The organism is Nostoc sp. MG11, from assembly GCF_014904695.1.
Lineage (GTDB): Bacteria > Cyanobacteriota > Cyanobacteriia > Cyanobacteriales > Nostocaceae > Komarekiella.
In genome coordinates this window covers 33,581-60,080 of sequence record NZ_JACXXN010000022.1, presented here as the reverse complement: position 1 = coordinate 60,080, position 26,500 = coordinate 33,581, and the positions used below count along the sequence as shown (strand labels likewise).

The window sequence follows — 26,500 nt, the reverse complement described above, 5'->3', positions numbered from 1 at the left end:
AATGAGTATAAAACAGACTTGTACCGCAGGAGATATTCAAGTTTTTTTAGCGTCTAACTTAGCTACTTTACTAGAGTTAGAAACTGATGAGATAGATGTCAAAGAGCATTTAGAAAGCTATGGTTTGGATTCAGCCCAGGCGATGATTCTAGTTGGTAAACTAGAGAAATTACTAGGATTTCAACCGTCTCCACTTCTGTTGTGGCATTACCCAAACATTGAAGCTCTTTCACAGCGTTTAGCTGAAGAATTGCAAGAAAAGTCAGAGGTTCAAGACACAGGAAATGTCAACACTGCTGCCCCTGTTCTAAATTTAAAAGCCGAAGCTGTTCTTGACTCTACCATTCATCCTGGTGCTTTACCTAAAGTGCCTTTCAGTGAACCTAAGAAAATCTTTCTCACTGGAGGAACAGGTTTTTTAGGAGCTTTTTTAATCCAGGAACTATTACAAGAAACTCATGCAGATATATATTGCTTAGTGCGTGCTGCTGATGCAGAAGAAGGCAAGAGCAAACTCCAAAAAAATCTGCAACAGTATGCAGTTTGGCAGGAAAAGTTTAATTCCAGAATTATTCCTGTTGTCGGCGATTTATCTCAGCCACTTTTAGGAATTGGCTCTGAACAGTTTCAAATCTTAGCTGCAAACGTTGATACTATTTATCATAGTGCGGCTTTGCTAAATTATGTTTATCCATATTCAGCACTGAAAACAGCTAACGTTCTAGGAACTCAAGAAGTTTTACGATTGGCATGTCAAATTAAAGTCAAGCCTGTACATTACGTTTCTAGTGTTGCTGTTTTTGAATCACCTGCTTATGCAGGCAAGATAGTTAAAGAAGACGATGAATTCAGTCATTGGGAAGGAATTTATCTTGGTTACTCTCAGACTAAATGGGTGGCTGAAAAGTTAGTCAAGATTGCTGGGGAACGAGGACTTCCTGTTACTATTTATAGACCGCCATTGATTTCAGGAGATAGCAAAACAGGTATTTGCAACACCCATGACTTTATCAATCTGATGACCAAAGGCTGTCTACAGATGGGAAGTTTTCCCGATGTAGACTATATGTTGGATATGTCTCCTGTGGACTATGTTAGCAAAGCTGTTGTTTATCTATCAAGACAGAAAACATCGATAGGCAAGGCTTTTCATTTGCAACATCCTCAACCCATTTCTTTGAAGAACTTAGTTGAGTGGATACGCTCTTTTGGTTATCCAGTTGAGATGATTCCTTATGACCAATGGCAAGCAGAGTTAATTAATAATGTGTCTTCTGTAGACAATCCTTTATATACTTTGCGGCCCTTTTTACTAGAACGTTGGTCTGATGAACAACTGACCATTCCTGATTTGTACTTGCAAGCCAGAAGACCTCACATTAGCTGCCAAGATACTCTTCATGCATTAGCTGGTAGCTCTATTGTTTGTCCGACTATTGACTCTAAATTGTTGATGACTTATACCGCCTATTTGATTCAAAGCGGCTTCTTAAATGTCGCATAAGTAAGTCGGCAAGAGACTCCGTTATCTCGTGGGCAAGGAATAGCTGACCCCTGACTTGGGCATTGGTAACTTTTCCCCATGCCCCATCGCCAAAAGCTCCACGCCACAAGTGGCGTGGAGTTTTTCATTCAACGACGACTTTCAACGTGAGTTTTTTCCTGAGAAGTAGTCTTTGGCTTCTTAGAGTTATTAGATTGATTGGATTTGCGGTTTTTCTTGAAGATGCGATCGCTCTGTGTTTGAATTACGATATATAAAACTGGCACCACAAACAGAGTTAAGAAAGTAGCAACAAACATCCCGCCAAATACTGCTGTACCAAGTGATTGTCGGCTACCTGCTCCTGCTCCCGTGGCAATTGCCAGCGGAAAAATCCCTAACAACGTAGAAATAGCAGTCATGAGAATTGGGCGCAAACGCTGTTTTGAGGCTTCAAGAGCAGCCTTGGTGATTGAATAACCGCGATCGCGCAACTGATTAGCAAATTCTACAATCAAAATCGCGTTTTTACTCGCTAATCCAATCAACATTACCAGACCAATTTGACAGTAAACATCATTGGGCAAACCACGCAACGATTGAGCCGCAAGCGCACCCATGATGGCTAAGGGTACAGCTAGAAGAATAATAAAAGGATCGACGTAGTTCTCGTATTGAGCAGCCAAAACCAAGAAGACGAAAACAAGCCCAAGACTGAAAATAATCGGTGCTTGACCGCCAGACTCCTGTTCTTCGGCAGAAATACCAGACCATTCATAGCCCAAAGTCGGTGGCAAAATCTCTTGAGCTAGCCCCTCCATCGCCTGAATTGCTTCTCCAGAACTAGAACCCGAAGCTGCTGAGCCAGTGATTTCAATCGAACGAAACAGATTATAGCGATTTATTGTTTGCGCTCCAGTAGTGGGAGTAATCTTCACTAAGTTGCTCAGAGGAATCATCCTATCTTGTTCGTTCCGAACATATAGTTGACTGATATCATCAGGGTTAGCTCGGTATTGTGCATCTGCTTGCACATATACGCGGTAATTTCGCTGCTGTAATGTAAAGTCATTCACATATTGAGATCCCAACAGAGTTTGCAGTGTATTAAAGACATCTGCTATGGGAACTTGTAACGCCTTAGCTTGGTTGCGATTCACTTCTACAAGCACTTGTGGCGTATCTGCGGAAAAAGTGGTGTACACACTTTGCAATCCTGGTGTTTGATTGGCTTTTGCAATCAACTGGTTTGCTACTTGAACTAAAGTATCAAGACCGACGTTTCCCTGGTCTTGTAGCTGAAATTGGAAACCACCAGTGGAGCCTAAACCCGGAATTGCTGGGGGATTATTTGGGAGAACTCTAGCTTCGGATATTGCTGACAGCTCTCCTCTTAACTTATTGATAATTGCCTGTACTGACTGCTCTGCTCCAGTTCGGTCTTGCCAAGGGTTGAGAGAAGTAAAAACCACGCCATTGTTAGCAGTATTACCAGAGAAACCAAAACCACCAATTGCAAAAGTACTTCTGACTTCGGGCAATTTTAAGATTTCTTGTTCTACCCTAGCCATCACCTCATCGGTATATTCCAGCGATACTCCTGGTGGCCCTTGCACCAAGGTAACGAAGTAGCCTTGGTCTTCTTCAGGTAAAAATGCTGTTGGAACGCTGAAGAACAGCCAAGCCGTCAATCCTAAGCTGGCGACAAACACCGCCAGAATGATGTATTTAATCTTAACTATTTGATTAAGGACTCGCTCATAACCTCGACCCAACCAGTCAAGAAATCCATTAATGCGGTCAAAAATCCACCCCAACCAACCGCCAGGTTTTTGCCCCTGACGCAGCAACAAACCTGAGAGTGATGGAGTAATTGTCAACGCTAAAAAGGTAGAAATCGCAATAGAAAAGGCTATAGTCAAGGCAAACTGTTGATAAAGCGCTCCCGTCGTTCCTGGAAAGAAAGCAACCGGGACAAACACTGCCATTAGCACAAGGGAAGTTGCAATGACTGCGCCAAATAACTCGTGCATTGCTGTGGAAGCAGCTTCACGCGGCTCCATACCTTTTTCTTGGATGAGGCGCGAGATATCCTCAACCACAACGATCGCATCATCAACGACCATCCCACTTGCTAGGGTCAAACCGAACAAGGTCAAGCTATTAATCGTGAACCCAAAAACCTTGATAAAAGCAAAAGTCCCAATCAAAGCAACTGGAATTGTCAGGGACGGGATGATTGTGGTGCGCCAGTCTTGCAAGAAGACAAAGATGATTAGTACAACTAGGGCGATCGCGATCGCTAGAGTCACGATCACTTCTGTAAGTGAAGCTTGCACAAACAAAGTTGTGTCAAACCCGATATCATATTTGATTCCTGGGGGAAAATTAAGAGCTAGCCTTTGCATTTCGGCTTTAGCTGCATTAGCAACATCCAAAGCATTACTACCAGGAAGTTGATAAATCCCCAATCCAACAGCATCTTTGCCCCGAAATCGCAGGAAGGAATCGTAGTTTTCTGCTCCTAATTCCACCCTACCAACATCTTTTAGCCTAACCAGCGTGCCATTTTCCCCTGTTTTGATGATAATATTCTCAAACTCTGTAGCGTCTTGTAGTTGGCTCTGGGCCTGCACGTCAAGTTGAAACCTTTGCCCGTCCGGTGCTGGCTGCTGTCCGAGTCGCCCCGCACCTACTTGTAAATTCTGTTCTTGGAGTGCTGCGGTTACATCCTCAGCAGTGAGACTGCGACTAGCAAGCTGGTTTGGATCTAGCCACACACGCATTGAATACTTACGTTCACCAAAGATAGTGACATCACCAACGCCTTCTACACGTTTGAGGGCATCTACTAGATAGATGTCAGCGTAGTTACTTAAAAAGATGGTGTCATACTCATTGTTGTCTGTATACAGACCAAAACCTAAGAGAATTGAGCTAGATCTTTTAGTAACGGTAACTCCCGTCTGCTGTACCACTTCTGGTAACTGAGCTTCGGCCGCAGACACGCGGTTTTGGACATCAACAGCTGCAATATCTTGGTTACGGTTGGCGTCAAACGTGACTGATATTGAACTACTACCAGAGTTACTACTGCTCGAACTGATATACCTTTGACCGGGGATACCATTAATTTCTCTTTCTAAGACAGTCGTAACTGTATTTTCGACAACCTCAGCATTAGCTCCAGTGTAGTTGGCACTAACGTTAACTTGGGGAGGACTAATTTCAGGATATTGAGCAATTGATAGCGTGGGAATACTAATTGCTCCAACTAGCAAGATAAGTATAGTGCAGACGCTAGCAAAGACAGGTCGCTTAATAAAAAAGTCAACAAACATAAGTAGATTGGCAGTAGGACTATTGAATTAAAAAGGCAGCAGTCAGAAGTCAGAAAATTCTGTTCCCTGACTGCTGAATTCTGGCTTTTTCTTCACGAAAAATTGATTTTTGCAGGAAGTCTAATACTGTTTATCCTACGATTCTGGGGTAATAGGAGCATTATTTCTCAGGTTAAGCAAACCTGTGACGATGATTCTTTCTCCTGCCTTTAATCCTTCCAGCACTTGATAACTATTACCTTGGATGTTGCCTAACTTAACTGGCTTTTGTCTAGCTACAAGTTGAGCTTGTTCTTGTTGGTTTTCTGCTTGTTCAGCCACATAAACAAAAGTTTGTCCTCCTACGCGAGAGACTGCCTCAGTTGGGATGAGAACCCCAGGACGCTCTTGCCAAATGACTCTTGCTTGCAGATATGAATTAGCCCGCAGTTGACCTTTAGAATTATCAAATAGGGCTTTAATTAGTACAGATTGGGTGTCATTTGCAGTTTGAGGAGAGATGAAGAATACTTTACTAGTACCAACTACCTGATCTTGTGAGTTAATTAGCTCTACTGGAGTACCTTCGCGCACTCTCGTAGCCTGCTGTAAGGGCAGAGAAATATTGACCTCTAAGGGTTGATTTTGAGTAACGGTTGTTAGTTGAGTAGAAGTATTAACAAAGTCTCCTAGCTTAACTGGAATATTACCAACAGTACCCGCAAAAGGTGCTTTCAATTGGAAGTACTGAAGTTGAACTTGTGCTTGCTTAGTATTCGCTTGTGCTTGCTGCACAGCTTTTTCAGCCTGAGCTACAACAGCTCTCTGAGCTTCAATCCGCTGATTGATCGCACCAAGGCTGGAGTTAGCTGCTTGGAGTTGATTGAAATATTGATCTCTAGTATCTCGTGATACTGCTCCTTCTGTAGCTAGACGAGAGTATCTTTCGTATTGCTGCTGGCTTAATCTTGACTGAGATTGGTTGGAAAGCCGCTCGGCTTCTAAAGAACTGAGTGTTGCTCTAGCATTTTTGACTTCAGCTTGTGCAGCGGCAATACTGGCACTAGCACTACTAACTGCTGCTTGTTGTTCATCAGGATTGATTTGGAGAATCGGCGTCCCAGTTTTCACCTCATCTCCTGGTCTGACAAAAATTTGGGATACTCGTCCCTGAATTTGAGGCACAAGAGTAACTGCTCGGCGTGACTCTAAGTTGGCGACAAACTCCGAACTTTCTCTAATTGTTCCTGTTTCCACTGGAGATATTTTCACAGCTACAGCTTGGGTTTGGCCTTGACCTGGTGGTGTTTGCGTTTGAGCATTACTGGTTTCCCACCAACGCCAACCAATACCTCCGCCAACTACTAGCGCGATCGCTCCTAAAATCAGCAGCCACTTCCGCTTTCTTGATGAGTGTTTTTGTTCAGATTTTTGCGAAGCATCAGTATTAACTTCATCCACTGTGTCAGTATCTTCCGATATAACTGCCACGTTAGAGCGCTGATCATCGCTATCATCCTTATTCGCTCTTATCTGCTTTGTTTCCTCGAAAGATTCTGAGTTCTTCATATACGTAAATACCTAATTGGATAATTTCCTGCAAGTAGGAAAAATTAGCAATCAACACACACTTTTAATGAAATTTTAATTTCACTTGATTTGCCCTCTTTATACAAATATAAGAATCTAATAGTTTTTAGATTTATTTATAGGTGTTTTAGGTTTATATTCAATTATTTTTATATTTTATTAAAGTATTTTTACTTGTGATTTGTAACTTCTCCTATAGGTAGATATTTTAAGTTTTAATAACCTTTTCAATCTTTACAAAGACATATTTGAGAAGTTCTGAAATCTAGACAATTTTTTACTAAGGCATAACTCTATAAAGGAGTGTTTGGTCAGGTAAATCAAGCAATACCTTTCAATACTCCTCAAATCAATTTTTTAACTTTTCTTGGTCTAGCTAGTGTTTGTACATTAAATATCTTGCACCTAGTTTTTAGTCTATTAAGAAATAAATTCTTGGCTTATAGCTCTAAGTCAGCTTTAACTGACTTAATATGTATTTCAGTGCGTTTTGGCGAACTTTGGCTATGAGGCCCCTGAACTAAAGTTCAAGGTGTACTCATGGTTAGGCGCAAAATGTGACTACAGATTAACATGATACTATATAGATACATCAATTTGATATAAATGCTTGAGTTAGCAACTTTAGGTCTACTGCTACGTGAACCCCTACATGGATATCGCCTGAAGCAGCAAATAGAACAGTTTATGAGCGGTTGCATCAGCGTCAACTATGGTGCGATTTACCCTCTGTTGAAGCGACTGGAAGAACAAGGAGCAATTTCTGTGCTAGTCGAGGGTGTAGATGGGGGTCAAACTCGTAAGGTTTACAGAATTACCGAGCTAGGGCGAGAGCGTTGGAAAAAAGAGATGCTGGAACATCCCCATGAAAGCTGGGTACACGCTCGTTCTCGCTTTATGATCAAGTTTTTCTTTTTTAGTTCCCTAGAACCCAAAGAACGGCTGAAGTTACTGGAACATCGTTTAATGGTTTGTCGGCTGCGCTTGGAAAGCCAAGAAATGGAACCACTCCCATCCGACCCCTATCAGACTGCGGCGTGGCAAAGGTATACAGCGTTTATTGAAAGTGAAATACAGTGGCTAACCGAACAACTTGCTAGGGGGCAAACATCGATTACGCAAACGGTAAGTGGATAGTAAGCTGTCGCGCACCTAACTTGCACATCTTTTAGTTTAGGTAGTCAAAAGTCCAGAGTCCAGATTAACCTTGACTTTTGAACGCCAGTCGCCTCTCCTAAAGGAGACGCTGCGCGAACAAGTCGGGAAACCCGCCCACGGTGCTGGCTCCTCTTGACAATCCTGATGAGTAACTATGCAATTTAAAAGCGTAACGCTTACAAGAGTGTCAATTAGTATTTTAGTTATACTATTTAGGTATAAGTGCTGAATACTGAAGTAATCAAAAAATGTATCCAACATTTCTTAATTCTTTACTCAGAAATCAGCAACTCAGAAATCAGCTAAAAACATCAAAACCCGCAGCAGCAATATAATTGCCCTAATTGGCTGTGGTTTTAAAAATAAATTTTTAGAACTTACAGATTGAGATAAAAAATCGAGTATACAATGGTAGTTGTTAGACACAAAAGTTTGACTTTTCTATGCTTTTGTGGATAATATACTACATGTATTCTAGGGTAGTTAATTAGCAGTTTGAAAGGAACTAAGTGCATTGATGCTTAATTTTTACAATGCGTAAGTCCTAGATCTAGCTTTTCACTGCTACACTTATCAAGCTCTCTACCAATGCACTACACAAGCATTTAAAAAGCTAAAGACTCAAGATGTTTCTTGTAGCTTTAGTCATTAAATTTACTTGATTTTAGGCAAGCGATCGCCACTGTAAATGTCAATGCAACACAGCTTAATCAAGTTGAATTCACCAACTTTATGACATGAATACAATACACCAAAGTCAGTGTAAACCAATTGCTCTTATTACTGGGGCAGCTAGTGGCATTGGCTACCAATTAGCACGCATTTTTGCCGCTCATGATTACGATCTTGTAGTAGTAGATAGAAACGAACTAAAACTCGTAGAGATGGTGTCTAAATTCCAAGAAGAATTTGGCATTTTCATCAAACCTATGATCAAGGATTTATCTATATCAACATCTCCCGAAGAAATTTTCACTGAGTTACAAAAAGCAACCATCAAAATTGATGTGCTAGTGAATAATGCTGGATTTGGGACTTATGGATTATTTAATGAAACAAATCTGACCACTGAATTGGAAATGCTCCAGGTAAATTTGGTGTGTCTGACTCATTTAACTAAATTATTTCTCAAGGATATGGTAAAGCAAGGCGATGGCAAAATCTTAAATGTTGCCTCTGCTGCTGCTTTCCAACCAGGGCCTTTAATGGCAGTTTATTTTGCGACTAAAGCCTATATTTTATCGTTTTCAGAAGCGATCGCTAATGAATTAGAAGGTACAGGTGTCACCGTCACAGTTCTTTGTCCAGGCTCAACCGAATCTGCCTTTCATGAAAGAACAGGAATGGCAGGCTCTAAGTTGCTCAAGGGTAAGAAGATGATGGATGCAGAAACAGTAGCGAAGATTGGTTATCATGCCTTAATGCGGGGTAAAACTGTTGTAATTCCTGGTTTCTTAAATAAAATCCTGGCAAAAAGTGTCAGGTTTATACCCAGAAAACAGGTGACAAAAATTGTGAGAAGTATGCAGGAAAATAAATAGCGTATTGTTATTTGTCATTCGTTATTTGTCATTTGTCATTTGTCAAGGGTCAAGAGGCGGAGGGGCAAAGGGGAAAAACTCTCTGCAACTTCCCCCCTGCTCCCCATTCCCTATTTTCAAGACAAGTCTAATCAATACTGCCAGCATTTTAAATGCCAACCTAAACCTGCAACAGCTACCGCTGCAACATAATCTTTAGCGGGTACTAGCTCAACAAGACCCCAGTCTTCAGATGTCTGTAATGTGGCTGGTTCAGTGGGAGTTAGTGATACTTCAATGCGCTCTAGCCCAACTAATCCATCTCCAGTTGCCTTTAAATAAGCTTCCTTGCAAGTCCAGTAACGGAAAAATACCTCTTGCTGTTGGTTGGGAGATAGCGATCGCAATACAGCATATTCTCTAGCTAAAAAGAACCGTTTGGCAAGAGATTCTAAGTCAGAAACCGGACGAATATACTCTAAATCCACACCAATCTGGCGAGTGCAATTCACCCCAAACAAACCTAAGTTCTGGGAGTGAGACAAATTAAACACTAGTCCACTGTCAGCAAATGTATCTGCTAATACTGGTTTCCCTCGCGATTGATAATCAAATCGGATATTTTGCGGCTCGATGCCCAAGTAGCGACCTAATATAGTTCGGAGGATACCGCGACCAGCGATGAAACGTTGCCGATGCTTTTGAAAATAAAACCGCTCAGCTCTAGCAATTTCGTCACTAGACAGGGTTGCAGCCAAATATTGCAGCTGTTGTTCTGGTTGGTCAAGGTCTATTTGCCAGACATGGACATCATTTGGTAACAAAGTTAAATCTGTCGGTGCAGGTAGCCAGAGATGATTAAGTGCAGTCATTAAGTCAGAAAGTCAAGAGAGAGGTAAATGGAAGCAGCTGTTATCAGCTAACGCGCCTACATCTTGCATTTTCTCTTAAAGACCGTCATTAGTCATTTGTGTTTACAAATGACTAATGTTAAGTTTAGGTGTAAATATCACTACTTAATACTGGCTTGTAATTAGCCGCGATCGCTTCAGTGGGTCTAATGATTACTCTAAATATACTTACTTCCTTTATTACTCTAGATGTACGATCCCTGATTCGATGTTGAACCTCTGAAAGAGAGTACGTTAAAACTCTTGACAGAGAATAGCAAATTTTCTTTTAGCTACAACATTAGTTATGACTGTATTACTCAGAGGAATTACCAGGAATGTCTGCAAGTTTTTTGGCAGCACCTAAGTTTCGTGAAGGTCAAATAGTAAGCTTTATCGGTGGGGAAGGCATTATCAAAAACTACCGATTTGAGGCAGATAGCTGGGACTATTTAGTGAAAATGCCTATGGGGCCAGAGCCAGAAATGGGCCGGGTTGGCTATGAGACTATGATTTGGTTATCTGAGGTGGATATTTGTTCACCGCTCAAGAGTTTTTCTGCGAAAGTGCTAAATCTGCAACAAAAAACCCTTGTCAAAGCTTGCTAAAAACCTATTAGGACTAACTACTTGTAAAGATAGTGAGGATAAATAATGATTAATTTGGGCTATCTTGCCTTTTTTGTGTTGCTACTTGCAGCGCTGCTATTAGCAATTAAGCAAATGAGTATTGCTCTAGATGAAGTAGATATTGAGGGCTTTACTCTCTGGACAAGTATTGCTTCTGTGATTGCTGGTTTACCAATAATGTTGTGGTAATGTCTCAATCAATGCCATCCTCATCTTTGCAACGATAGCTGCATATAGTTCGATGATTGAATTGAACTTTACTTCTGTTCCAGCCATTGTAAAACTCGATTCCATGCCCACCAAGGGTCAGGGTCTTTTGCTTGACGCTGGCACTTTTTACTGCTCAAATAGCCAACATGACCCCCGTAACGAGTTAGCAACAAATCTATTACAGGATTGCTGGCACAGGCAGCTTCTAAATCAGGTATGATAGCCGGGTGAAAAAGTGGGTCATCAGCAGCGTATACAATCAAGGTCGGTTTTGCAAGCTGCGGCAGTATTTGCAGCGCACTGCTAGCTTCATAATATGCTTCTACAGAATCAAAACCTAGTTGATTGATTACCAGTTCCTTGTCAAAATCCCAAATGCTGTTTGCTCGTTCAATTGCGGCTGGGTCAATGGTTCCAGGATGAGCATCATGTATTCGCCATGCTAGTTTTTTCAAATTCCGTGCAATCCCAGCTTCTAAATATTTGCCAAAAGGCCTCTTGACTAAATAAGATAGCGATCGCAAAGAATCCAAACTTGGGCAAATCACCGCACCACCAGCAATATCGCTGTTTTTTAGCCCTAAATACTCATCGTTCCTAGCTAGTAAATCCTCAGCAGTTTTCACCCCCCATAATGCTAATTGTCCCCCCAAAGAAAACCCTGTGAACCAAAACTTTTTCGGACATCCCATTTCTGCTGCTGCTGCTGCAATGCGAACAAAATCTTCTCCCTCGTACAACCCATCAGAAGTCAAAGTCGGGGATAATTCAGCAGTTTTGCCGTGAGCACGCCAATCAAATAACACCACAGCATAGCCTTGAGCGTATGCCTTTTGTCCTAAAAGCTTCAAAGACCATTCTGTCTCTAGCTCACCTGTGATGCCATAAGTACCCACAATTGTGCTATGAGCATTTTCAGGGATGGCAACCCAACCAAAAATTGGTACATCTTGCCCACCCATAAAGATTTTTTTATGGTATAACGGCTCAGGATATTGATTAATGTCCCAGGATCTTTTTCCCCACAAAGCCGTGTAAACAGTCATTGCCACCCCGTTTTGCAAAAACTTAGGCGGTTTGTAGGGAGGGTGACACATCATAGCTAGATTTTCCTGTAATTTAGTCTTGATTTCACAATTCTTTCATCTTAAGATTTATGTTAGATTTTAAAACTTTTTTATAATCTGTGCAGAAATCTTTGTATCTACCAAAGGTTCTTCTTTATCCTTAATAAGTAGTAATAATTTTTTAAGATGCCGAGGATTCTAGTCATAGACGATGACCCAGCAATTTCAGAACTCGTTGCCGTCAACTTAGAAATGGCCGGCTACGATGTTAGTCAAGCTGAAGACGGCATCAAAGGTCAGGCCCTTGCTCTCCAGCTACAACCAGACTTGATCATGCTCGATCTGATGTTGCCAAGAGTAGATGGATTTACCGTTTGTCAACGCCTGCGTCGGGACGATCGCACCGCTGAAATTCCCGTGTTAATGTTGACGGCTCTAAGTCAAACTCAAGATAAGGTAGAAGGCTTCAATGCTGGCGCGGATGACTACCTTACCAAACCCTTTGAAGTTGAAGAAATGCTGGCGCGGGTGCGGGCATTATTGCGGCGTACTGACCGCATTCCCCAAGCAGCGAAGCATAGCGAAATTCTTAACTATGGATCACTCACCCTCGTTCCCGAAAGATTTGAGGCGATATGGTTCAATGAGACGGTGAAACTAACTCACTTGGAATTTGAGCTACTTCACTGCTTGCTTCAACGCCACGGTCAAACAGTTTCCCCCAGTGAAATCCTCAGAGAAGTCTGGGGCTACGATCCAGATGATGACATTGAAACAATTCGAGTGCATATTCGCCACTTGAGAACCAAGCTAGAACCAGACCCTCGCCATCCTCGTTATATTAAGACTGTATATGGCGCGGGATATTGTCTAGAGTTACCCGGTGTACCTCCATCAGTTGAGGGAGCTTCCACATCAGTGGTTGAATAAAATATCGTTAAATCCCCTTAACTAAACGATTTGGCACTCTGTTCTGGAAAAATTCCGGGAGTGCCAATCAATCGGTAACAGGTATTAAAATTACCAGTTAGTTAATGCTTGAGCGAAAGACTGTTCACGAGCACAGCATCACCCGCATTGAGGTTTTCCAGATGAATAAAAGAAACGTCTGTAATGCCGATGACTCCTGCCGAGTTGACTTTAAACTATGTATAGCTAATATGAAAAGTAGGCACTGAAAAGTAAGATACTTACTAAAAAGTAACTATGAAAGCTGAAGCAGAAAACCATAGCAGGCTGAATTGTGAAGTGGAAACCACGCTAAAGGTGATTGGCGGACGCTGGAAGGTTTTAATTATTAGAGAATTAATGGATGGTGTAAAACGGTTTGGCGAATTGCAGCGAGCCTTACCCGGAATTACCCAAAAAATGCTGACCCAGCAACTTAGAGAAATGGAGGAAGACGGTATTATTCATCGAGAAGTTTATCCTCAAATCCCTCCCAAAGTGGAATATTCATTAACTTCTTTAGGAGAAAGTTTACAACCAATTCTCTATGCAATGCATGAATGGGCTATTAAACATTACAGCTCAAATAAATCACTTTTAAGTTGAGAGCGTTGCTTTTCAAGGTGTAATGTATTGCTCTTGGTGTCTTAGTACGGGCAGTCCGTTCAAGTCAAGCCACTGCCTTGCGGGGGTTCCCCCCGTTGTGGCAAGTGGCGCGGGAAACCCACCCACACGGCTGCCCTCGCCTTTGTGGTTAAACAATTGATTTTTGAACCACTAAGACACAAAGACACGAAGGTAAAAAGCCTAGTTGTTTTGCAAATATTCAATCGCTGCCTCTAATTTTGAGGAATATCTTTCAGCGAACCTTTCAAACCAAAGTCCTTCGGATGAGAAAGGATCTAACTTAGCTAACCATTCTTTGGCTTGCACTTTCAAAGCTTCTATTTGTTTGGCTTTGAGTTGTTCTTGTTGAATTCGTTCTTGTTCTAGTTCTTGTTGCCTTTTTAACTCCTCAGTAGCATCCTGCTCTGCAAAATTGGCCTTGACTTCTGCTAAAAGATTATCTATTAAAGATGCCGATTTTTTTGACGGTTGGATAAATGATTTGGCTGCGTTTGATTTTGGTTGCTGCTGTTTGGGTTGTACTTCTTCGTACTCAGCTTTAAGTTGAGCTAACAGTTCATCAATAGAATCCATTGTTGCAAGTCCTATAAACAGTATAGCTAGTACTGCACAGCGGAAATAAACATACTGACTGACAAGATATTAGAAGCCTAGAAAACAAGGATTTTTCCGTAAAGCGTTGCTAGTCATTAATAGCATTCAGCAGCACTTCTGATAAACTTAAATCTTCCATATCTTCCATAGTAATGGTGTCACAGATATCAAACTTAGCACCAGCACTTTGGAGATCATCGTCCAAGACTTTGAGAAAGCGAGTAGCTTGCTGATCTGTACCAACTTGAATGAAGGAAATGGCTAATTCTTCATCTCGATCCATACGGCGAGAAGCTTCGATAATTACCCTCATTACTGCTTTGCGATCGTCCGGTTCACCATCAGTAACTACTAAAATTGTTTCACCACTTGGTTTACTTTGACCAGATGCTTTGCGTTGAAAGTAATCATCAGTTGCATGTTTCAATACTGCTGCCAAATCAGTAGTACCGGAGGGGTCATTTTCTTGAAAAATTTGTGCTACTTTAGCTGATGTAACATTTTCATAGCGCTTGAATTTACCAGAAAATACATAAATAGTGATGCCATCTGGATCAAATTGCTCACACTTACTCGCTAAAGCTAAGGTAGATTCTTGTGCTGCTACCCATCGGCTTCTACCACCCTTTTGATCTGGTGTGGCCATACTGCCACTTTTGTCAATAATTAAGGTATAATCACGATTTTCTAGCATTATTTAATTCTCCAGCTATTGGTTGATGGTCAAAAAGCTTTTAACTTTTGACTAATTAGTCAGTTATTGCGTTCATTAATACATCTGCGAGACTCATGTCTTCTAAATCATCTAAAGTCACTGTGTCGCAAATATCAAATTTAGCGCCAACACTTTGCAACTGGTCATCTAAAGCTTTGAGAAACTTGGTCGCTTGTGAATCTGAACCGACTTGAATCATAGAAATTGCCAATTCTTCATCACGCTCCATTTGGCGAGTAGCTTGAATTATGACTTCAAATACTGCTTTGCGATCGTCTGGTTCGCCATCGGTAATTACTAAAATTGTCTCGCCATTGGGTTTGGTTTGACCGGCTGCTTTGCGTTTAAAGTAATTATTGAGGGCATCTTGAAGTACACCTGCTAAATTTGTTGTGCCAGCAGGGTCATTTTCCAGAAATATCTGCGCGACTTTGGCTGAGGTAACATCGTCATAGCGTTTAAATCTACCGGAAAATACGTAAACAGTAATGCCATCTGGGTCAAACTGTTCGCATTTTCTTGCTAAAGCCAGAGTAGACTCTTGGGCTATCTCCCATCTACTTCTACCACCTGCTTGGTCGGGGGTGGACATACTACCACTTTTGTCAAGGATTAATGTATAGTCGCGATCGCTCATCATATTATTCCTTTGATTGTTGCCTGTGGTACTAGTCTAACCTCGGTCTTTCACGACTTACCAAGGGTTTTAAGCTTTCGTATTAATCTTGCTACTCAAAAGACTGCCTAAGCTAAACATTTTGAGCGTGATTAGGCTACTCAAAGCTTACTCATTGTTTCTTAACTCTGATTCAAAGGATGGGTAATCTCTACTCGTTATTAGCTATATGTTATACAAAAATTGAATAAGTAATATTCCGTTTATATTTTGGATACACCAATGAATATTGATTTGCGGGGATATCGTCAAAAAGTAGGCATGGGTCAAGTGCAGGTGGCTAATATGCTAGGCATCTCAGACGGAGAAGTTTCCCTTTATGAGCAGGCACCCGAAACAGTTCCAATGGGGCTTTTAGTGAAATGGCTGCAAATATTTAGAGTTGACATTGCTACTGCCATGTCAGCACCGATACAATCACTTAAAGCAATTGATCCAGGGAATCCATACGCTGAACTTTATCACAGACTGAATCTGCTGAATCAATACGTTGATGAGGCTCCTCCTGTAGATGCATTAAACCTGCCAACACAACCAGCCACCCCGAATGACTTTAAAAGGCGACTAAAGCTTTATAAACAAAAGCCTAATGTGGTATTTACTGGAGGCTTTGATGCTGGCAAGTCACACATGGCAAACGCTCTTTTGGGTAGCAAAAACTTGCCAGTTGGCTATCAACCAGCAACACGAGTGATTACATTTATTCGTCACATCGAAGACCGTCCTGAATGGTTCAAGGGAGATGTATTGATTTTTGATGAAGACTTTTGGCTAAAAGACGAAAAAGGTAAGCTAATAATTGACTTGCTACTCCTAGATGACCAGGAACGTTGTGAGAAGTATTCCATACAAGCGGGAAGCTTCAATATTTTGCAGAAATATGGGGTGCATGGAGAATATGAAGAGATAACAGCCCATGCTGCCGTAGTATATATGAATGCCCCTTTGCTAAAAGCTTGCAACCTGATAGACCTCCCTGGATACTCAGATCAACCTGATGAAGTATCAAAGGATGTTGAGAAGGCTAATAGCGCTGCACAAATAGCCGATGTCTTGCTGTATGCTTCCCCTGCTAAGGGTCATATTAACGGTCAAGATATGATCCGCTTGGGTAGCTTACTACGTTCACTTCCTGCCCCAGAAAATGAAAGCAGTAATTTTCCCACACTAGGCAACTTTTTCATTGTGGCGACTCATGCTGACCCCAGTATCTCTGACGAACAGTTGAAACCAATCTCAGATAAAGCTGCAAAAAGACTATATAACAACCTAAGTGAAACGGTTATAGAGCGTCGTAGAGAACAAACAAATCGTACTATTACTGAAGCAGATTTGCGACAAAGATTTTTCACTTTTTGGTCAGAAAGACCCGATAGATGTCAGCGTCTATTTAATGAATTGACTAAAATACTAGGTGAATTTCTCCCTCAAGTATGTATATGCCGTATTGACCGAGAAATGAAAGCAATAAAGGAAGATAACACAAAAAAGTACCTTAGCTTAATTGAGGTATATAAAACAATTTTTACTGATACTGATATAGAAGCAAAAAATGCACAGCAAGTACAATTAGAAGCACTTGAAACAAATGAAGTTGCTCGTCAACCAGAAACTCAGCAAAAACGTGACAAGGTACTTAAACGTATCGATGAGTTAAAACAAGACACTAAAAGTTCCTTTCAACTGTATGTACAGCAACTGCTCACTGTTGATGTTGTAGAACAAATTATACGCAAGAAGTACAAAGACAAAAAAGAGGCAAAAGAATGTCTTGCTGGTTATCTAGTGGAGCAATTTCAAAATCAGCTAGAAAACTTAATTATAGCTAATTCTGAAAAGTTAAAGACAGAGATTGATTCTTTTCTTGAAGCATATAAAGAAGCAGAATTTCGTGGATACAAAGCAGCCGGAGATCAAAATTATAAAAATAAAGATTTTTATTTCAAATTTGATACTAATGGGTCTTTTCTAGCAGGAATTGCAGCAGGTGCAAGTGCCTTCGGAGCTTTGAGTTTTTGGGCAGCATCTTTGGGAAATCTAGGTGGTTACATATTAATTGCTAAATTTGTAAGTCTTTTGTCATATTTAGGTATTGGTTTTGGTTTAACTGGCGGCACTGCTGGGGTAATGTCTTTGGTAGCAGCTATAGGTGGCCCTATTGTGCTTGGGATAGGTGTATCTGTTGCAATAGGTTTAGCAGTTTGGGGCTTATTTGGAGAATCTTGGCAAAAGCGTTTAGCTAAAAAGGTTGTTACAGATTTCGAGAAACAGGGTGCGTGTATTCAATTCCTAAAAGTGATTGATGAATTCTGGCAAGACACTGCTAATGCTTTTGGAAAAGGCGCTGATGCAGTAGAAACTGACTGGAACAAATATCTTGAACATCTGCGTGAGATATCTTACCCTGAAACAGAATCAAAGGAACACATTGAGCAAATTCTCAACAAACTTGAGATACTCAGAGATTTTTTCGCTGCAATTCCTTGGTTGAATTTTAATTTTTGCTCTTAATTTGAAAGTCCAAGCTGATTCCCAGAGAACATATCGCACTGTCGTTTCCTCCAAACTGGAAGATGTGCATCTTAATAATTAAGAGGAAGGCAAAAAAATGTACGCGCTTGCCTAAAAAGTTTACAGGGTAAATCATTCAGCCAAGCGCGTTTTTTGAGTAGCAAATCAGTAGCGGTGCTACTCAAAAACCAGTCAAACTATTGTAAATACTGGCTCTAGCTTGTTCCCTGTGGTACTAGTCTAGTCTAAGGTTCCCTAGAGGTAGTTAGCTATTCAAGCTTCTTAACGGCTTTTGTTACTTTAAACAGGTAGCTTGGTAGTATTTTGAGCATAATTGCACTTTTTGCACCCACAGTAATGCTTCATGTTATAAAAAAACCCTCTCAGGAGTTCTGAGCAGGGTTGAGAAGAATATTTTTTAATTAGACAACTATGCAGGGTTAGGTTGAGTTCTGCTTTGGAGTAGCTGGATAACCGCTGCTTTTTCTAAAATTCCGACTAGCACGCCGTTGTTACGAATCACAGGAAGTGCAGATAGCTTTTGTTGTTCGAGTAGTTGTACTACTTCCAAAAGTGGTTGATCAGATTGGACTGTGGTAGATTGGGCAATTGGTTGCATTACTTCTCTAACTTGAGTTTCTGACCACATTGCTGTCGGGATGGAACGCATATTATTAACAGCGATCGCACCTACTAATTGTCCCCCATCATCAGTCACTAAGAACCGCCGCCAATTTTGTCCACTTATAACCCGTTCATCGGCAAACTCTCTCAGGGTAAGATTAGCTGATACAACTGGGCTATTAACTGTTACAGCATCCTCAGCTGTTAAGCCTGTAAGTTTTTCTTGCACTCTGGCAAATTGCGCCGCATTACCAGCATTTTGCAACAAGAAGAAACCAATTAATAAGTTCCAGAAGTTACCGAAGTTGCCAAATAAGAGTAGTGGAAGTACACCGGAAAGAACGGCTACCCAACCAAAGATTTGTCCAACTCGACTGGCGAAAACTACACCTTTATAAGGATTACCTGTAATTTTCCAAACAGCTGCCTTGAGGATATTCCCGCCATCTAATGGCAAGCCAGGAATCAGGTTAAATAGTGCTAATGCCAGGTTAACAGAAGCCAAAACGCCGAGAATTGCAGCCAATGGCCCGGATACAGGAGTAGCAAAACCAATTGCTGTAATACTACCAAATAGCAGTAGGCTCACTAAAGGCCCGGCGATCGCTACCCAGAAAGCTTCTGCTGGAGTTTTCGATTCTTTTTCTAAGCTGGCCAAACCGCCAAATATGAAGAGTGTAATTGATTTGACATCAATCCCCTGACGAATGGCGACGAAGCTGTGTCCTAATTCATGGGCGACGACAGAGGCAAATAACAATAGCGCTGTCATCAATCCTAGTAGTACAGCTAATCCCCCGGATATTAAGGGAAATTGCGCCGCCAGTCCACTGCTATAGCTCCAAGTTACCAAACCCAGAACTAAAAACCACGATGGATGGATATAGAAGGGAATACCGAAGAGATTACCAACGCGAATTGTGCCATTCATGTCGTTCACCTTTGTTTTCATCTGCGAGATGTTGACTTTTGTCTGTCTCGATGTCTTTAGTGTAACGAAATGTTAAGAGCTTTTAATCTTCGTAACTGTAGTGGTGTCCGTCCGTAAAGGTGCGGTTATTGGTAATTGGGGAGATTCTCAGATTTCCGACTTTAAAGAAGTCGGGAATCTGAACGTTCGTTTATCGAGAAGACCGTACTATTTATTATTGAGCTTAGCTGCGATCGCTTCCTCCCGAACAAAAACTTTGGGACAAGTGGTTTACGCTAAAAACACTCGATGAGATGGAAATAGCTTTTTCCACCTGCTGCTAATCTGGAAACACACACCCACAAGTAACAAGACAGATGATGCAGAGAGAAGTTTTTAACTATCCTCCCACTGTAGAAGTCTTAAAATTGTTAACACCAGGCTCTCTGAAACAAAACTTAGCAAAAGCAGTAAGACTATGGGTTATTTTACGTTCCATCTATGGAGATGATATTGATGAAGTCAAATTACGATTAGGAGAAGAGTTTACTTTTCTGCAATGGCGCGATTTATTTTTTAGAGACGCAGCAAAATATCATCTACGCGATAAAACTCCAATTTTACATAACGAAGAATGTCGCTGTAATACAAAATTAACTGAGTGGTTATTTGCATCAAATTTGAGTGTTCAAAAAAGCCATTGGTGTTGGTCATTCAAGAAATATTATTCTATTCAAGATAATGAATTAAAAAATTTACTATTGACTGGAATGATTAATAATGCTTCCAAAGATGGTAAACAATATCACAACTTAGCTGATACTAGCAATAGCCAAAAATCTCATCGATTTTCTAAATCCTTATCTGATGGACGCTTATTTTCTGTCACAAGTCGTAACTTAAAAGACCATGACTTTCAATCATTAGTAAATCTCGGCTGGTTAAAAGTAAAGAAAAGTAATAGTCAAGTTACATACTTAAAAGCGGATAAATTTCCAGAATTTTTTCTAGACCGTCTGAAAGATGTCAAAAGCCAAGTAAAACAGTTTACGAATGAAGAATTATCTGCTTTCAATAATTCATTATCACAACCAATTAACGGTGTTCAAAGATTTTTTATCCATACAGAATATATAGTTCATCCCAAACTATACAATCGCGTGGAGTTATTGCATAAACAGTTAAAGGGTATTTGGACACAAGATAAAGTACCATTAGTGCAATTAAATTATCAGAGTGCCAAACTATATCAAGATACTGTTGATTGTATTGTTTATCCAGTCTGTATTTACTACTACCAACGCGCACCTTATCTATTTGCTTACGGTCAAACACCCCAGCAAGATAGTAACAATAGTTGGAGTAAAATTGATTGGTATGATTATCGACTCGACCGAATTCTCAAATTAGATGAGTTACCAAAATATTTAGATAATGTCAATATTCCTAAACATTTTGTAGATAAATGCCAGGGTAAATATCCACCAAGTCCTGATGATATTAGAGATAAAATGTCAGTAGCTTGGGGATTTGATATTTACAAACCGCAGGAATTACTTGTGTTGAGGTTTGAACAATATTTTTACGGTAATTATATTCTGGGAACTGAACGGGATGAAATGTTTAGAAAAATATCCCGTCAACAAGTTGAAAAATTCATCAAGTTTTACACACCCGCAGCATCAACAGAGCAGAAAAATCTGCTTTTAACAGTACAATCTCGTTCACCTAGCGATATTTACTGCAAAGTTAATTACCGCGTTGATGATAATAACATCATCATGCGTTTACGGGCTTGGAGTCCAAATGTTGAGGTAATTTTACCTTGGGATTTACGACAGCGCATGAAAAAAGATATGGAAGCTACTTCCAAGCTTTATAGATAACGATATAAATAATGTGAATTATTATGATTGATATTGCTAGTAGATTTCTCGATATCAATAATTTTCAACGTGCTTGGGAAAAAGTCGCTGAAAATCGTGGTTGTGCAGGAACAGATGGAGAAACAATTGATAGTTTTGCTCACAATCAAACTGTTAATATTTATCAGTTATTAAATGCTGTTGTTAATAGTAGTTATCAACCTCTCCCTTATAAACAGGTGGTTATTCCTAAAAAAAATGGCAAACAAAGAGAATTAAAAATACCTTGTGTTAGAGACAGAATTGTGCAACAAGCTTTATTGAATGTGCTTTATCCGTTAATGGAGGAGAAATTTTTACCTGTCAGTTTTGCTTATCGTCCCAATTTATCTTACATCAATGCAGTGGAAAAAATCGCTGATTGGCGAGATCTGGGTTATTCTTGGGTATTAGATGCAGATATTGTCAAATTTTTTGATAATATCGACCATCACAGGTTATTAAAAGAAGTGAGATTATATATAGATAATCCAGGAATTTTATGTTTAATAAAATCTTGGATTTCCGTTGGAGTGTTAACACAAGAAGGATTAATTTTGCCCCAAAAAGGTATACCTCAGGGTGCAGTGATTTCTCCCATTTTAGCGAATATTTATTTACATGAATTTGATGAAATAGTAATTGCTACTGATTTAAAACTCGTGCGTTACGCAGATGATTTTTTGGTTTTGTCGCGCAGTCAAGAACGAATTTTGACAGCTAAGTTAGAAATTATCAATCTGTTGGATGCAATGGGTTTGACGATAAATACCGAGAAAACCCAAATTACCAATTTTGAGCGTGGTTTTCGGTTTTTAGGTCATGGTTTTTTAGAAAATGCGATTTTCCCCGTAGACGCAAATCAAACTAAATTAAAGTCGGGGATAGAGCAGAAACAAGCTAAAAAATCTAGTAAAAAAAAACTTCTGAAGAACTTTTCTTATCTAATCAAATAAGCTTAGGAAATACTCGTTACTATGCAGAGCATGGTGATGCAATCAGAGAGATTATACCTCTAAATAGTGACGAGAGGCAGAGCTTCTCTGAATTACTTCCCAGTCTCAAGCTTGAGAATGAGCAGGAGAGAGATCCAAAAAATATTGCCTATTTACACCAACCATTTCTTGCAGAATTAGAGACGAAATTAACTTCAAAAAGTGAGGATAATAGCCCTTTTCAAAAAAACATTTGGAATCGAGAAATGGCAGCTATTTATTTAATTGAACAAGGAACATCAATCTATAAAGATTATCAACGTTTTATTATTCATGTTTCAGAGAAGCCTAAGCTAGAAGTTCCAATTCGAGAAGTTGAGCAAATTCTGGTATTTGGTAATATTCAACTATCAACTCCTGTAATTAATGCTTGTTTGCAAGAGAAAATTGCTGTATTATTTCTCAGTCAATCTGGACAATATCACGGTCATTTGTGGAGTGAAGAGTCTACTAATCTAAATAATCAGCTAATTCAGATTGAGAGACATAAGAATAATAATTTTCAATTTGGTGTATCCAAAGCTGTTGTTTTAGGTAAATTAATGAATTCTAAGCAATTATTAATGCGATTTAATCGGAAGCGCAAATTAGAAGATGTGGAAAAGGCTATTTATGGGATTAATCAAGATATCGATGCCTTAGAATATGTAGATAATTTGGATTCATTGCGCGGTTATGAAGGAATTGCCGCTGCGAGATATTTTCCAGCTTTTGGCAAGTTAATTACTAATTCTGCTTTTAGTTTTTCTCAGAGATTTCGTCAACCTCCAATTGATGAAATTAATTCGTTATTGAGTTTTGGTTACACGCTATTATTTAATAATGTCTTGAGTTTTATTGTTGCAGAAGGACTTTCTCCATATATAGGTAACTTTCATTATGGTGAAAAGCAGAAGCCATATTTAGCTTTCGATTTGATGGAAGAATTTCGTTCTCCTGTGGTTGATAGTTTGGTTTTAAATATTATCAACCATTCTTTATTTAAACCAAAGGATTTTGATGTAGTTGCGAGTACGGGAGGGGTGTATTTAAGTCAATCAGCGCGGAAAGTTTTTCTCAAACAATTTGAAGCTCGGATGAATGAAGAAGTTTCCCATCCAGATTTAATATCTCAAGTAACATACAGACATGCCATTCAGTTGCAAGTGAGAAGATATAAACGTTGTTTGTTATCTGGAGTTCCTTATGAATCTTTTTTAAGGGCAGGTTAGAGGATTAGACAGTTGTCATTTGTTATTGGTCATTTGTCACTGGTTCCCTATGAATATTTTTTAAGGGCAGATTAGAGGATATTTTAAAGGCCAGGTAATGGTATATTTGTCATTCTGACTGGAGCAAAGCGGAAGGATGTCTATTTTCCACAGTCAAACATGTCATTCTGACTGGAGCAAAGCGGAAGGAAGAATCTCTATTTTTAATTAATTTTTGAGTCGTCAGTCAAACAGCTTAGATTTTCGTAAATTTTTAGTGATTACTGCTAAAAATGTTAGTGCTTGTTGTGTATGATATTCCTGATGATAAAAGGCGCACTAAGTTATCCAACTTTCTAGAAGGTTACGGGCGAAGAGTACAGTTTTCTGTGTTTGAATGTTTTTTAAGTTTAGAGGAAATGCGGCAGCTTTTTGAGAAATCGAAAAAACTTGTGAAACCATCTGAGGATAATGTGCGATTTTATTGGATTTCGGAGGAAGCTGTTTCCAGAGTGCTAACTATTGGTAGTGAAGAACCAGCAGCACCACCAAAGTATTATGTTATCTAGCTTTAAGGCAATTAAAGAGGTTTTGTAACATGGTCATCGACACCACTCAGAGAATCGCCAAAAGCCTACATTTTAGGTTGAGTGGTGTCGATTGCTTACAGGGCAAGGGTTTGAGGGATGTATTTTCTTCGATTTTGCTTTTCGTATACAATGTTTTTCAGAGTGGTGTTGATTTGGCGGCTGAAACCCTTGCTGGGTAAAAGCTCATAGACGAACTCCCCACCGATTGGGTTAAATCGGATTAGTTGGAAACGAAACGTAATTCACTTTGATTTACCACGTAATCTGGAACCCCACCGATTGGGTTAAATCGGATTAGTTGGAAACGTTATAAGGCGGTTCATTCCTAGTGCTTTGTTAACACCCCCACCGATTGGGTTAAATCGGATTAGTTGGAAACTTCGACTACCATCTTGAAAGGTCTTCCGGTCCCCACCGATTGGGTTAAATCGGATTAGTTGGAAACATTTTCCAAAACACTTGGATCATTTGCAACGGAATATGTACCCCACCGATTGGGTTAAATCGGATTAGTTGGAAACATTTTATAATAGTCTTTGATTGCGTTGCCATCACTGTCCCCACCGATTGGGTTAAATCGGATTAGTTGGAAACAATGTATGTCGAGTAAGTGGAGCAAAACTCCTGTCCCCCCACCGATTGGGTTAAATCGGATTAGTTGGAAACGTCTGTTACATCAATAGTCAATATTTCCTCGGCCCCACCGATTGGGTTAAATCGGATTAGTTGGAAACCTGTGTAGCACTTAAATCAGCATCAAGCAATCTAAGCCCCACCGATTGGGTTAAATCGGATTAGTTGGAAACTTTACGAAGAAACTTCATTTCAGGTATCTGGTTTTGACCCCACCGATTGGGTTAAATCGGATTAGTTGGAAACTTCAAATGTGTTTAACGAGAAAATTTCAGGAAAAACACCCCACCGATTGGGTTAAATCGGATTAGTTGGAAACCACTGAGGTGTAATCTGATCTTCAGAAACACCAAGTTGCCCCACCGATTGGGTTAAATCGGATTAGTTGGAAACGATCTTCAGAAACACCAAGTTGGGCAGCGAGAGTTTGGCCCCACCGATTGGGTTAAATCGGATTAGTTGGAAACATTGCAGACAACTCATTAAGGTCTTCATCTTTAAGCCCCACCGATTGGGTTAAATCGGATTAGTTGGAAACATTGTATAGAGTTAGCATTACGTAGTTTTCAGAACGTCCCCACCGATTGGGTTAAATCGGATTAGTTGGAAACTAAAAGATACTGCTGATAATCAACTAATTCTCTGCCCCACCGATTGGGTTAAATCGGATTAGTTGGAAACCAAAATAATTTGAAGTTAACAGAGGTTTCCTTACCCCACCGATTGGGTTAAATCGGATTAGTTGGAAACATTTTTAATGTTAGATTTACCTAAATCTAATTGCGCCCCACCGATTGGGTTAAATCGGATTAGTTGGAAACAGTGGAACCAAAGAAAACGGAGAAAGCCAAAACAACCCCACCGATTGGGTTAAATCGGATTAGTTGGAAACTTTTACCGTCGAGATTGACGAATAAACGAATTACAGCTGCCCCACCGATTGGGTTAAATCGGATTAGTTGGAAACAGTGGAACCAAAGAAAACGGAGAAAGCCAAAACAACCCCACCGATTGGGTTAAATCGGATTAGTTGGAAACTTGTAGAGGAGAAAGTAATATCATTCCCATTACAACCCCACCGATTGGGTTAAATCGGATTAGTTGGAAACGCAACATAATAGCCTCATCTTGAAGGCGTAAACCCCACCGATTGGGTTAAATCGGATTAGTTGGAAACGTGTGTAAGATCTTAGCGCAGCAGACGAAAAAAACTGCTACCCCACCGATTGGGTTAAATCGGATTAGTTGGAAACCATTTCCTGCACTGATTGCCCCGCATGTGCAACCCCACCGATTGGGTTAAATCGGATTAGTTGGAAACTTAGCTGCATCACCAGGAGTTTGATTTACCATCTTTTTCCCCACCGATTGGGTTAAATCGGATTAGTTGGAAACACCGTTGGCTTCCAGCTTTCGGAAAGCCATTTCCCCCACCGATTGGGTTAAATCGGATTAGTTGGAAACCGTAACAGTTTTGTGTTCTGTGTCCTTTATGTACCCCACCGATTGGGTTAAATCGGATTAGTTGGAAACAAGTATTGGGTTGATTATGTTCGATTGTACACATGCCCCACCGATTGGGTTAAATCGGATTAGTTGGAAACACTGAATATAAAGACAGCATTATAGCTGTTTAGCCCCACCGATTGGGTTAAATCGGATTAGTTGGAAACATTAGCTCCAGTTGTTTGTGCAAAAACCGCAGAAACCCCCACC

Annotated in this window: 22 protein-coding genes and 1 CRISPR repeat array (1 of these 23 only partly in view); of the genes, 14 read left to right on the top strand and 8 right to left on the bottom strand. The window is 40.2% G+C overall.

Features of this window, described 5'->3' with window-relative positions; all coding sequences use genetic code 11:
* Nucleotide 1 precedes the first annotated feature (1 nt).
* The gene (locus HCR01_RS24490; RefSeq protein ID WP_193198686.1) at nucleotides 2–1,504 is read left to right on the top strand and encodes a thioester reductase domain-containing protein; all 1,503 of its coding nucleotides are present in this window, start codon (nucleotides 2–4) and stop codon (nucleotides 1,502–1,504) included.
* Between the two features lie 128 nt (nucleotides 1,505–1,632).
* Here HCR01_RS24490 and HCR01_RS24485 read toward each other — a convergent pair whose 3' ends face one another.
* Nucleotides 1,633–4,824 carry an efflux RND transporter permease subunit gene (locus HCR01_RS24485; RefSeq protein ID WP_193198685.1) on the bottom strand — a complete coding sequence of 1,064 codons (3,192 nt, stop codon included), beginning with the start codon at nucleotides 4,822–4,824 and terminating at the stop codon, nucleotides 1,633–1,635.
* Between the two features lie 135 nt (nucleotides 4,825–4,959).
* Nucleotides 4,960–6,372 carry an efflux RND transporter periplasmic adaptor subunit gene (locus HCR01_RS24480; RefSeq protein WP_193198684.1) on the bottom strand — a complete coding sequence of 471 codons (1,413 nt, stop codon included), beginning with the start codon at nucleotides 6,370–6,372 and terminating at the stop codon, nucleotides 4,960–4,962.
* Nucleotides 6,373–6,999: 627 nt separating this feature from the next.
* Here HCR01_RS24480 and HCR01_RS24475 point away from each other — a divergent pair.
* Together HCR01_RS24475 and HCR01_RS24470 are read left to right on the top strand one after the other, a co-directional pair.
* On the top strand, nucleotides 7,000–7,530 hold the full coding sequence (locus HCR01_RS24475) for a PadR family transcriptional regulator (protein ID WP_193198683.1): 531 nt from the start codon (nucleotides 7,000–7,002) through the stop codon (nucleotides 7,528–7,530).
* 758 nt (nucleotides 7,531–8,288) lie between these two features.
* Nucleotides 8,289–9,092 carry an SDR family NAD(P)-dependent oxidoreductase gene (locus HCR01_RS24470; protein ID WP_193198682.1) on the top strand — a complete coding sequence of 268 codons (804 nt, stop codon included), beginning with the start codon at nucleotides 8,289–8,291 and terminating at the stop codon, nucleotides 9,090–9,092.
* Between the two features lie 131 nt (nucleotides 9,093–9,223).
* Here HCR01_RS24470 and hetI read toward each other — a convergent pair whose 3' ends face one another.
* The gene (hetI, locus tag HCR01_RS24465; RefSeq protein ID WP_193198681.1) at nucleotides 9,224–9,943 is read right to left on the bottom strand and encodes a 4'-phosphopantetheinyl transferase HetI; all 720 of its coding nucleotides are present in this window, start codon (nucleotides 9,941–9,943) and stop codon (nucleotides 9,224–9,226) included.
* 356 nt (nucleotides 9,944–10,299) lie between these two features.
* Here hetI and HCR01_RS24460 point away from each other — a divergent pair, with 356 nt between their 5' ends.
* A complete protein-coding gene (locus tag HCR01_RS24460) occupies nucleotides 10,300–10,569 on the top strand; it encodes a hypothetical protein (protein WP_193198680.1) in 270 nt (89 codons plus the stop codon).
* 45 nt (nucleotides 10,570–10,614) lie between these two features.
* The gene (locus tag HCR01_RS24455; protein ID WP_193198679.1) at nucleotides 10,615–10,779 is read left to right on the top strand and encodes a hypothetical protein; all 165 of its coding nucleotides are present in this window, start codon (nucleotides 10,615–10,617) and stop codon (nucleotides 10,777–10,779) included.
* 68 nt (nucleotides 10,780–10,847) lie between these two features.
* On the opposite strand, the gene HCR01_RS24450 is transcribed toward HCR01_RS24455, so the two are convergent.
* Nucleotides 10,848–11,900 carry a YheT family hydrolase gene (locus HCR01_RS24450; RefSeq protein ID WP_193198678.1) on the bottom strand — a complete coding sequence of 351 codons (1,053 nt, stop codon included), beginning with the start codon at nucleotides 11,898–11,900 and terminating at the stop codon, nucleotides 10,848–10,850.
* Nucleotides 11,901–12,053: 153 nt separating this feature from the next.
* Between HCR01_RS24450 and HCR01_RS24445 the strand changes: the two genes are divergently transcribed.
* Nucleotides 12,054–12,797 (top strand): response regulator transcription factor, encoded by a 744-nt coding sequence (locus HCR01_RS24445; RefSeq protein ID WP_162394484.1) that lies wholly within the window; start codon nucleotides 12,054–12,056, stop codon nucleotides 12,795–12,797.
* A gap of 276 nt (nucleotides 12,798–13,073) precedes the next feature.
* Nucleotides 13,074–13,421, top strand: a complete 348-nt coding sequence (locus HCR01_RS24440; protein WP_193198677.1) for a winged helix-turn-helix transcriptional regulator — start codon at nucleotides 13,074–13,076, stop codon at nucleotides 13,419–13,421.
* Between the two features lie 201 nt (nucleotides 13,422–13,622).
* On the opposite strand, the gene HCR01_RS24435 is transcribed toward HCR01_RS24440, so the two are convergent.
* The 3 genes from HCR01_RS24435 to HCR01_RS24425 form a co-directional block, all read right to left on the bottom strand.
* On the bottom strand, nucleotides 13,623–14,015 hold the full coding sequence (locus HCR01_RS24435; RefSeq protein ID WP_193198676.1) for a salt stress protein, Slr1339 family: 393 nt from the start codon (nucleotides 14,013–14,015) through the stop codon (nucleotides 13,623–13,625).
* 109 nt (nucleotides 14,016–14,124) lie between these two features.
* The gene (locus HCR01_RS24430; protein ID WP_193198675.1) at nucleotides 14,125–14,730 is read right to left on the bottom strand and encodes a vWA domain-containing protein; all 606 of its coding nucleotides are present in this window, start codon (nucleotides 14,728–14,730) and stop codon (nucleotides 14,125–14,127) included.
* Nucleotides 14,731–14,785: 55 nt separating this feature from the next.
* Complete coding sequence (locus HCR01_RS24425; RefSeq protein WP_193198674.1) at nucleotides 14,786–15,391, bottom strand: vWA domain-containing protein; 606 nt, start codon at nucleotides 15,389–15,391, stop codon at nucleotides 14,786–14,788.
* A gap of 258 nt (nucleotides 15,392–15,649) precedes the next feature.
* Here HCR01_RS24425 and HCR01_RS24420 point away from each other — a divergent pair, with 258 nt between their 5' ends.
* Nucleotides 15,650–17,938 (top strand): dynamin family protein, encoded by a 2,289-nt coding sequence (locus HCR01_RS24420; protein WP_193198673.1) that lies wholly within the window; start codon nucleotides 15,650–15,652, stop codon nucleotides 17,936–17,938.
* Between the two features lie 430 nt (nucleotides 17,939–18,368).
* Here HCR01_RS24420 and HCR01_RS24415 read toward each other — a convergent pair whose 3' ends face one another.
* The gene (locus HCR01_RS24415; RefSeq protein ID WP_193198714.1) at nucleotides 18,369–19,493 is read right to left on the bottom strand and encodes a site-2 protease family protein; all 1,125 of its coding nucleotides are present in this window, start codon (nucleotides 19,491–19,493) and stop codon (nucleotides 18,369–18,371) included.
* Nucleotides 19,494–19,593: 100 nt separating this feature from the next.
* On the opposite strand from HCR01_RS24415, the gene HCR01_RS24410 reads away from it, so the two are divergent.
* The 6 genes from HCR01_RS24410 to HCR01_RS24385 all read left to right on the top strand — a co-directional run bounded on the left by HCR01_RS24410 (nucleotide 19,594) and on the right by HCR01_RS24385 (nucleotide 24,330).
* Entirely contained in the window at nucleotides 19,594–19,785 is a 192-nt protein-coding gene (locus tag HCR01_RS24410; RefSeq protein ID WP_193198672.1) for a hypothetical protein, read from the top strand.
* A 64-nt stretch (nucleotides 19,786–19,849) separates the two neighbouring features.
* Nucleotides 19,850–21,358, top strand: coding sequence for a TIGR03985 family CRISPR-associated protein (locus HCR01_RS24405; RefSeq protein ID WP_226889596.1), 1,509 nt, complete (start codon nucleotides 19,850–19,852; stop codon nucleotides 21,356–21,358).
* A gap of 23 nt (nucleotides 21,359–21,381) precedes the next feature.
* Entirely contained in the window at nucleotides 21,382–22,332 is a 951-nt protein-coding gene (locus HCR01_RS24400; RefSeq protein ID WP_193198671.1) for a reverse transcriptase domain-containing protein, read from the top strand.
* A 245-nt stretch (nucleotides 22,333–22,577) separates the two neighbouring features.
* Complete coding sequence (cas1, locus tag HCR01_RS24395) at nucleotides 22,578–23,582, top strand: CRISPR-associated endonuclease Cas1 (protein ID WP_193198670.1); 1,005 nt, start codon at nucleotides 22,578–22,580, stop codon at nucleotides 23,580–23,582.
* A gap of 272 nt (nucleotides 23,583–23,854) precedes the next feature.
* Nucleotides 23,855–24,130 carry a CRISPR-associated endonuclease Cas2 gene (gene cas2, locus HCR01_RS24390; protein WP_193198669.1) on the top strand — a complete coding sequence of 92 codons (276 nt, stop codon included), beginning with the start codon at nucleotides 23,855–23,857 and terminating at the stop codon, nucleotides 24,128–24,130.
* Nucleotides 24,131–24,159: 29 nt separating this feature from the next.
* Entirely contained in the window at nucleotides 24,160–24,330 is a 171-nt protein-coding gene (locus HCR01_RS24385; RefSeq protein WP_193198668.1) for a hypothetical protein, read from the top strand.
* A gap of 17 nt (nucleotides 24,331–24,347) precedes the next feature.
* Nucleotides 24,348–26,500: direct repeats of the CRISPR family, unit length 36 nt; unit sequence CCCCACCGATTGGGTTAAATCGGATTAGTTGGAAAC; it runs 951 nt beyond the window's last position.

What these genes read in the sequence shown, in the direction of transcription:
- HCR01_RS24490 (WP_193198686.1), top strand. Translation starts at nt 2, where the DNA reads ATGAGTATAAAACAGACTTGTACCGCAGGAGATATTCAAGTTTTTTTA.
- HCR01_RS24485 (WP_193198685.1), bottom strand. Translation starts at nt 4,824, where the DNA reads ATGTTTGTTGACTTTTTTATTAAGCGACCTGTCTTTGCTAGCGTCTGC.
- HCR01_RS24480 (WP_193198684.1), bottom strand. Translation starts at nt 6,372, where the DNA reads ATGAAGAACTCAGAATCTTTCGAGGAAACAAAGCAGATAAGAGCGAAT.
- HCR01_RS24475 (WP_193198683.1), top strand. Translation starts at nt 7,000, where the DNA reads ATGCTTGAGTTAGCAACTTTAGGTCTACTGCTACGTGAACCCCTACAT.
- HCR01_RS24470 (WP_193198682.1), top strand. Translation starts at nt 8,289, where the DNA reads ATGAATACAATACACCAAAGTCAGTGTAAACCAATTGCTCTTATTACT.
- hetI (WP_193198681.1), bottom strand. Translation starts at nt 9,943, where the DNA reads ATGACTGCACTTAATCATCTCTGGCTACCTGCACCGACAGATTTAACT.
- HCR01_RS24460 (WP_193198680.1), top strand. Translation starts at nt 10,300, where the DNA reads ATGTCTGCAAGTTTTTTGGCAGCACCTAAGTTTCGTGAAGGTCAAATA.
- HCR01_RS24455 (WP_193198679.1), top strand. Translation starts at nt 10,615, where the DNA reads ATGATTAATTTGGGCTATCTTGCCTTTTTTGTGTTGCTACTTGCAGCG.
- HCR01_RS24450 (WP_193198678.1), bottom strand. Translation starts at nt 11,900, where the DNA reads ATGATGTGTCACCCTCCCTACAAACCGCCTAAGTTTTTGCAAAACGGG.
- HCR01_RS24445 (WP_162394484.1), top strand. Translation starts at nt 12,054, where the DNA reads ATGCCGAGGATTCTAGTCATAGACGATGACCCAGCAATTTCAGAACTC.
- HCR01_RS24440 (WP_193198677.1), top strand. Translation starts at nt 13,074, where the DNA reads ATGAAAGCTGAAGCAGAAAACCATAGCAGGCTGAATTGTGAAGTGGAA.
- HCR01_RS24435 (WP_193198676.1), bottom strand. Translation starts at nt 14,015, where the DNA reads ATGGATTCTATTGATGAACTGTTAGCTCAACTTAAAGCTGAGTACGAA.
- HCR01_RS24430 (WP_193198675.1), bottom strand. Translation starts at nt 14,730, where the DNA reads ATGCTAGAAAATCGTGATTATACCTTAATTATTGACAAAAGTGGCAGT.
- HCR01_RS24425 (WP_193198674.1), bottom strand. Translation starts at nt 15,391, where the DNA reads ATGATGAGCGATCGCGACTATACATTAATCCTTGACAAAAGTGGTAGT.
- HCR01_RS24420 (WP_193198673.1), top strand. Translation starts at nt 15,650, where the DNA reads ATGAATATTGATTTGCGGGGATATCGTCAAAAAGTAGGCATGGGTCAA.
- HCR01_RS24415 (WP_193198714.1), bottom strand. Translation starts at nt 19,493, where the DNA reads ATGAATGGCACAATTCGCGTTGGTAATCTCTTCGGTATTCCCTTCTAT.
- HCR01_RS24405 (WP_226889596.1), top strand. Translation starts at nt 19,850, where the DNA reads ATGATGCAGAGAGAAGTTTTTAACTATCCTCCCACTGTAGAAGTCTTA.
- HCR01_RS24400 (WP_193198671.1), top strand. Translation starts at nt 21,382, where the DNA reads ATGATTGATATTGCTAGTAGATTTCTCGATATCAATAATTTTCAACGT.
- cas1 (WP_193198670.1), top strand. Translation starts at nt 22,578, where the DNA reads ATGGCAGCTATTTATTTAATTGAACAAGGAACATCAATCTATAAAGAT.
- cas2 (WP_193198669.1), top strand. Translation starts at nt 23,855, where the DNA reads ATGTTAGTGCTTGTTGTGTATGATATTCCTGATGATAAAAGGCGCACT.
- HCR01_RS24385 (WP_193198668.1), top strand. Translation starts at nt 24,160, where the DNA reads ATGGTCATCGACACCACTCAGAGAATCGCCAAAAGCCTACATTTTAGG.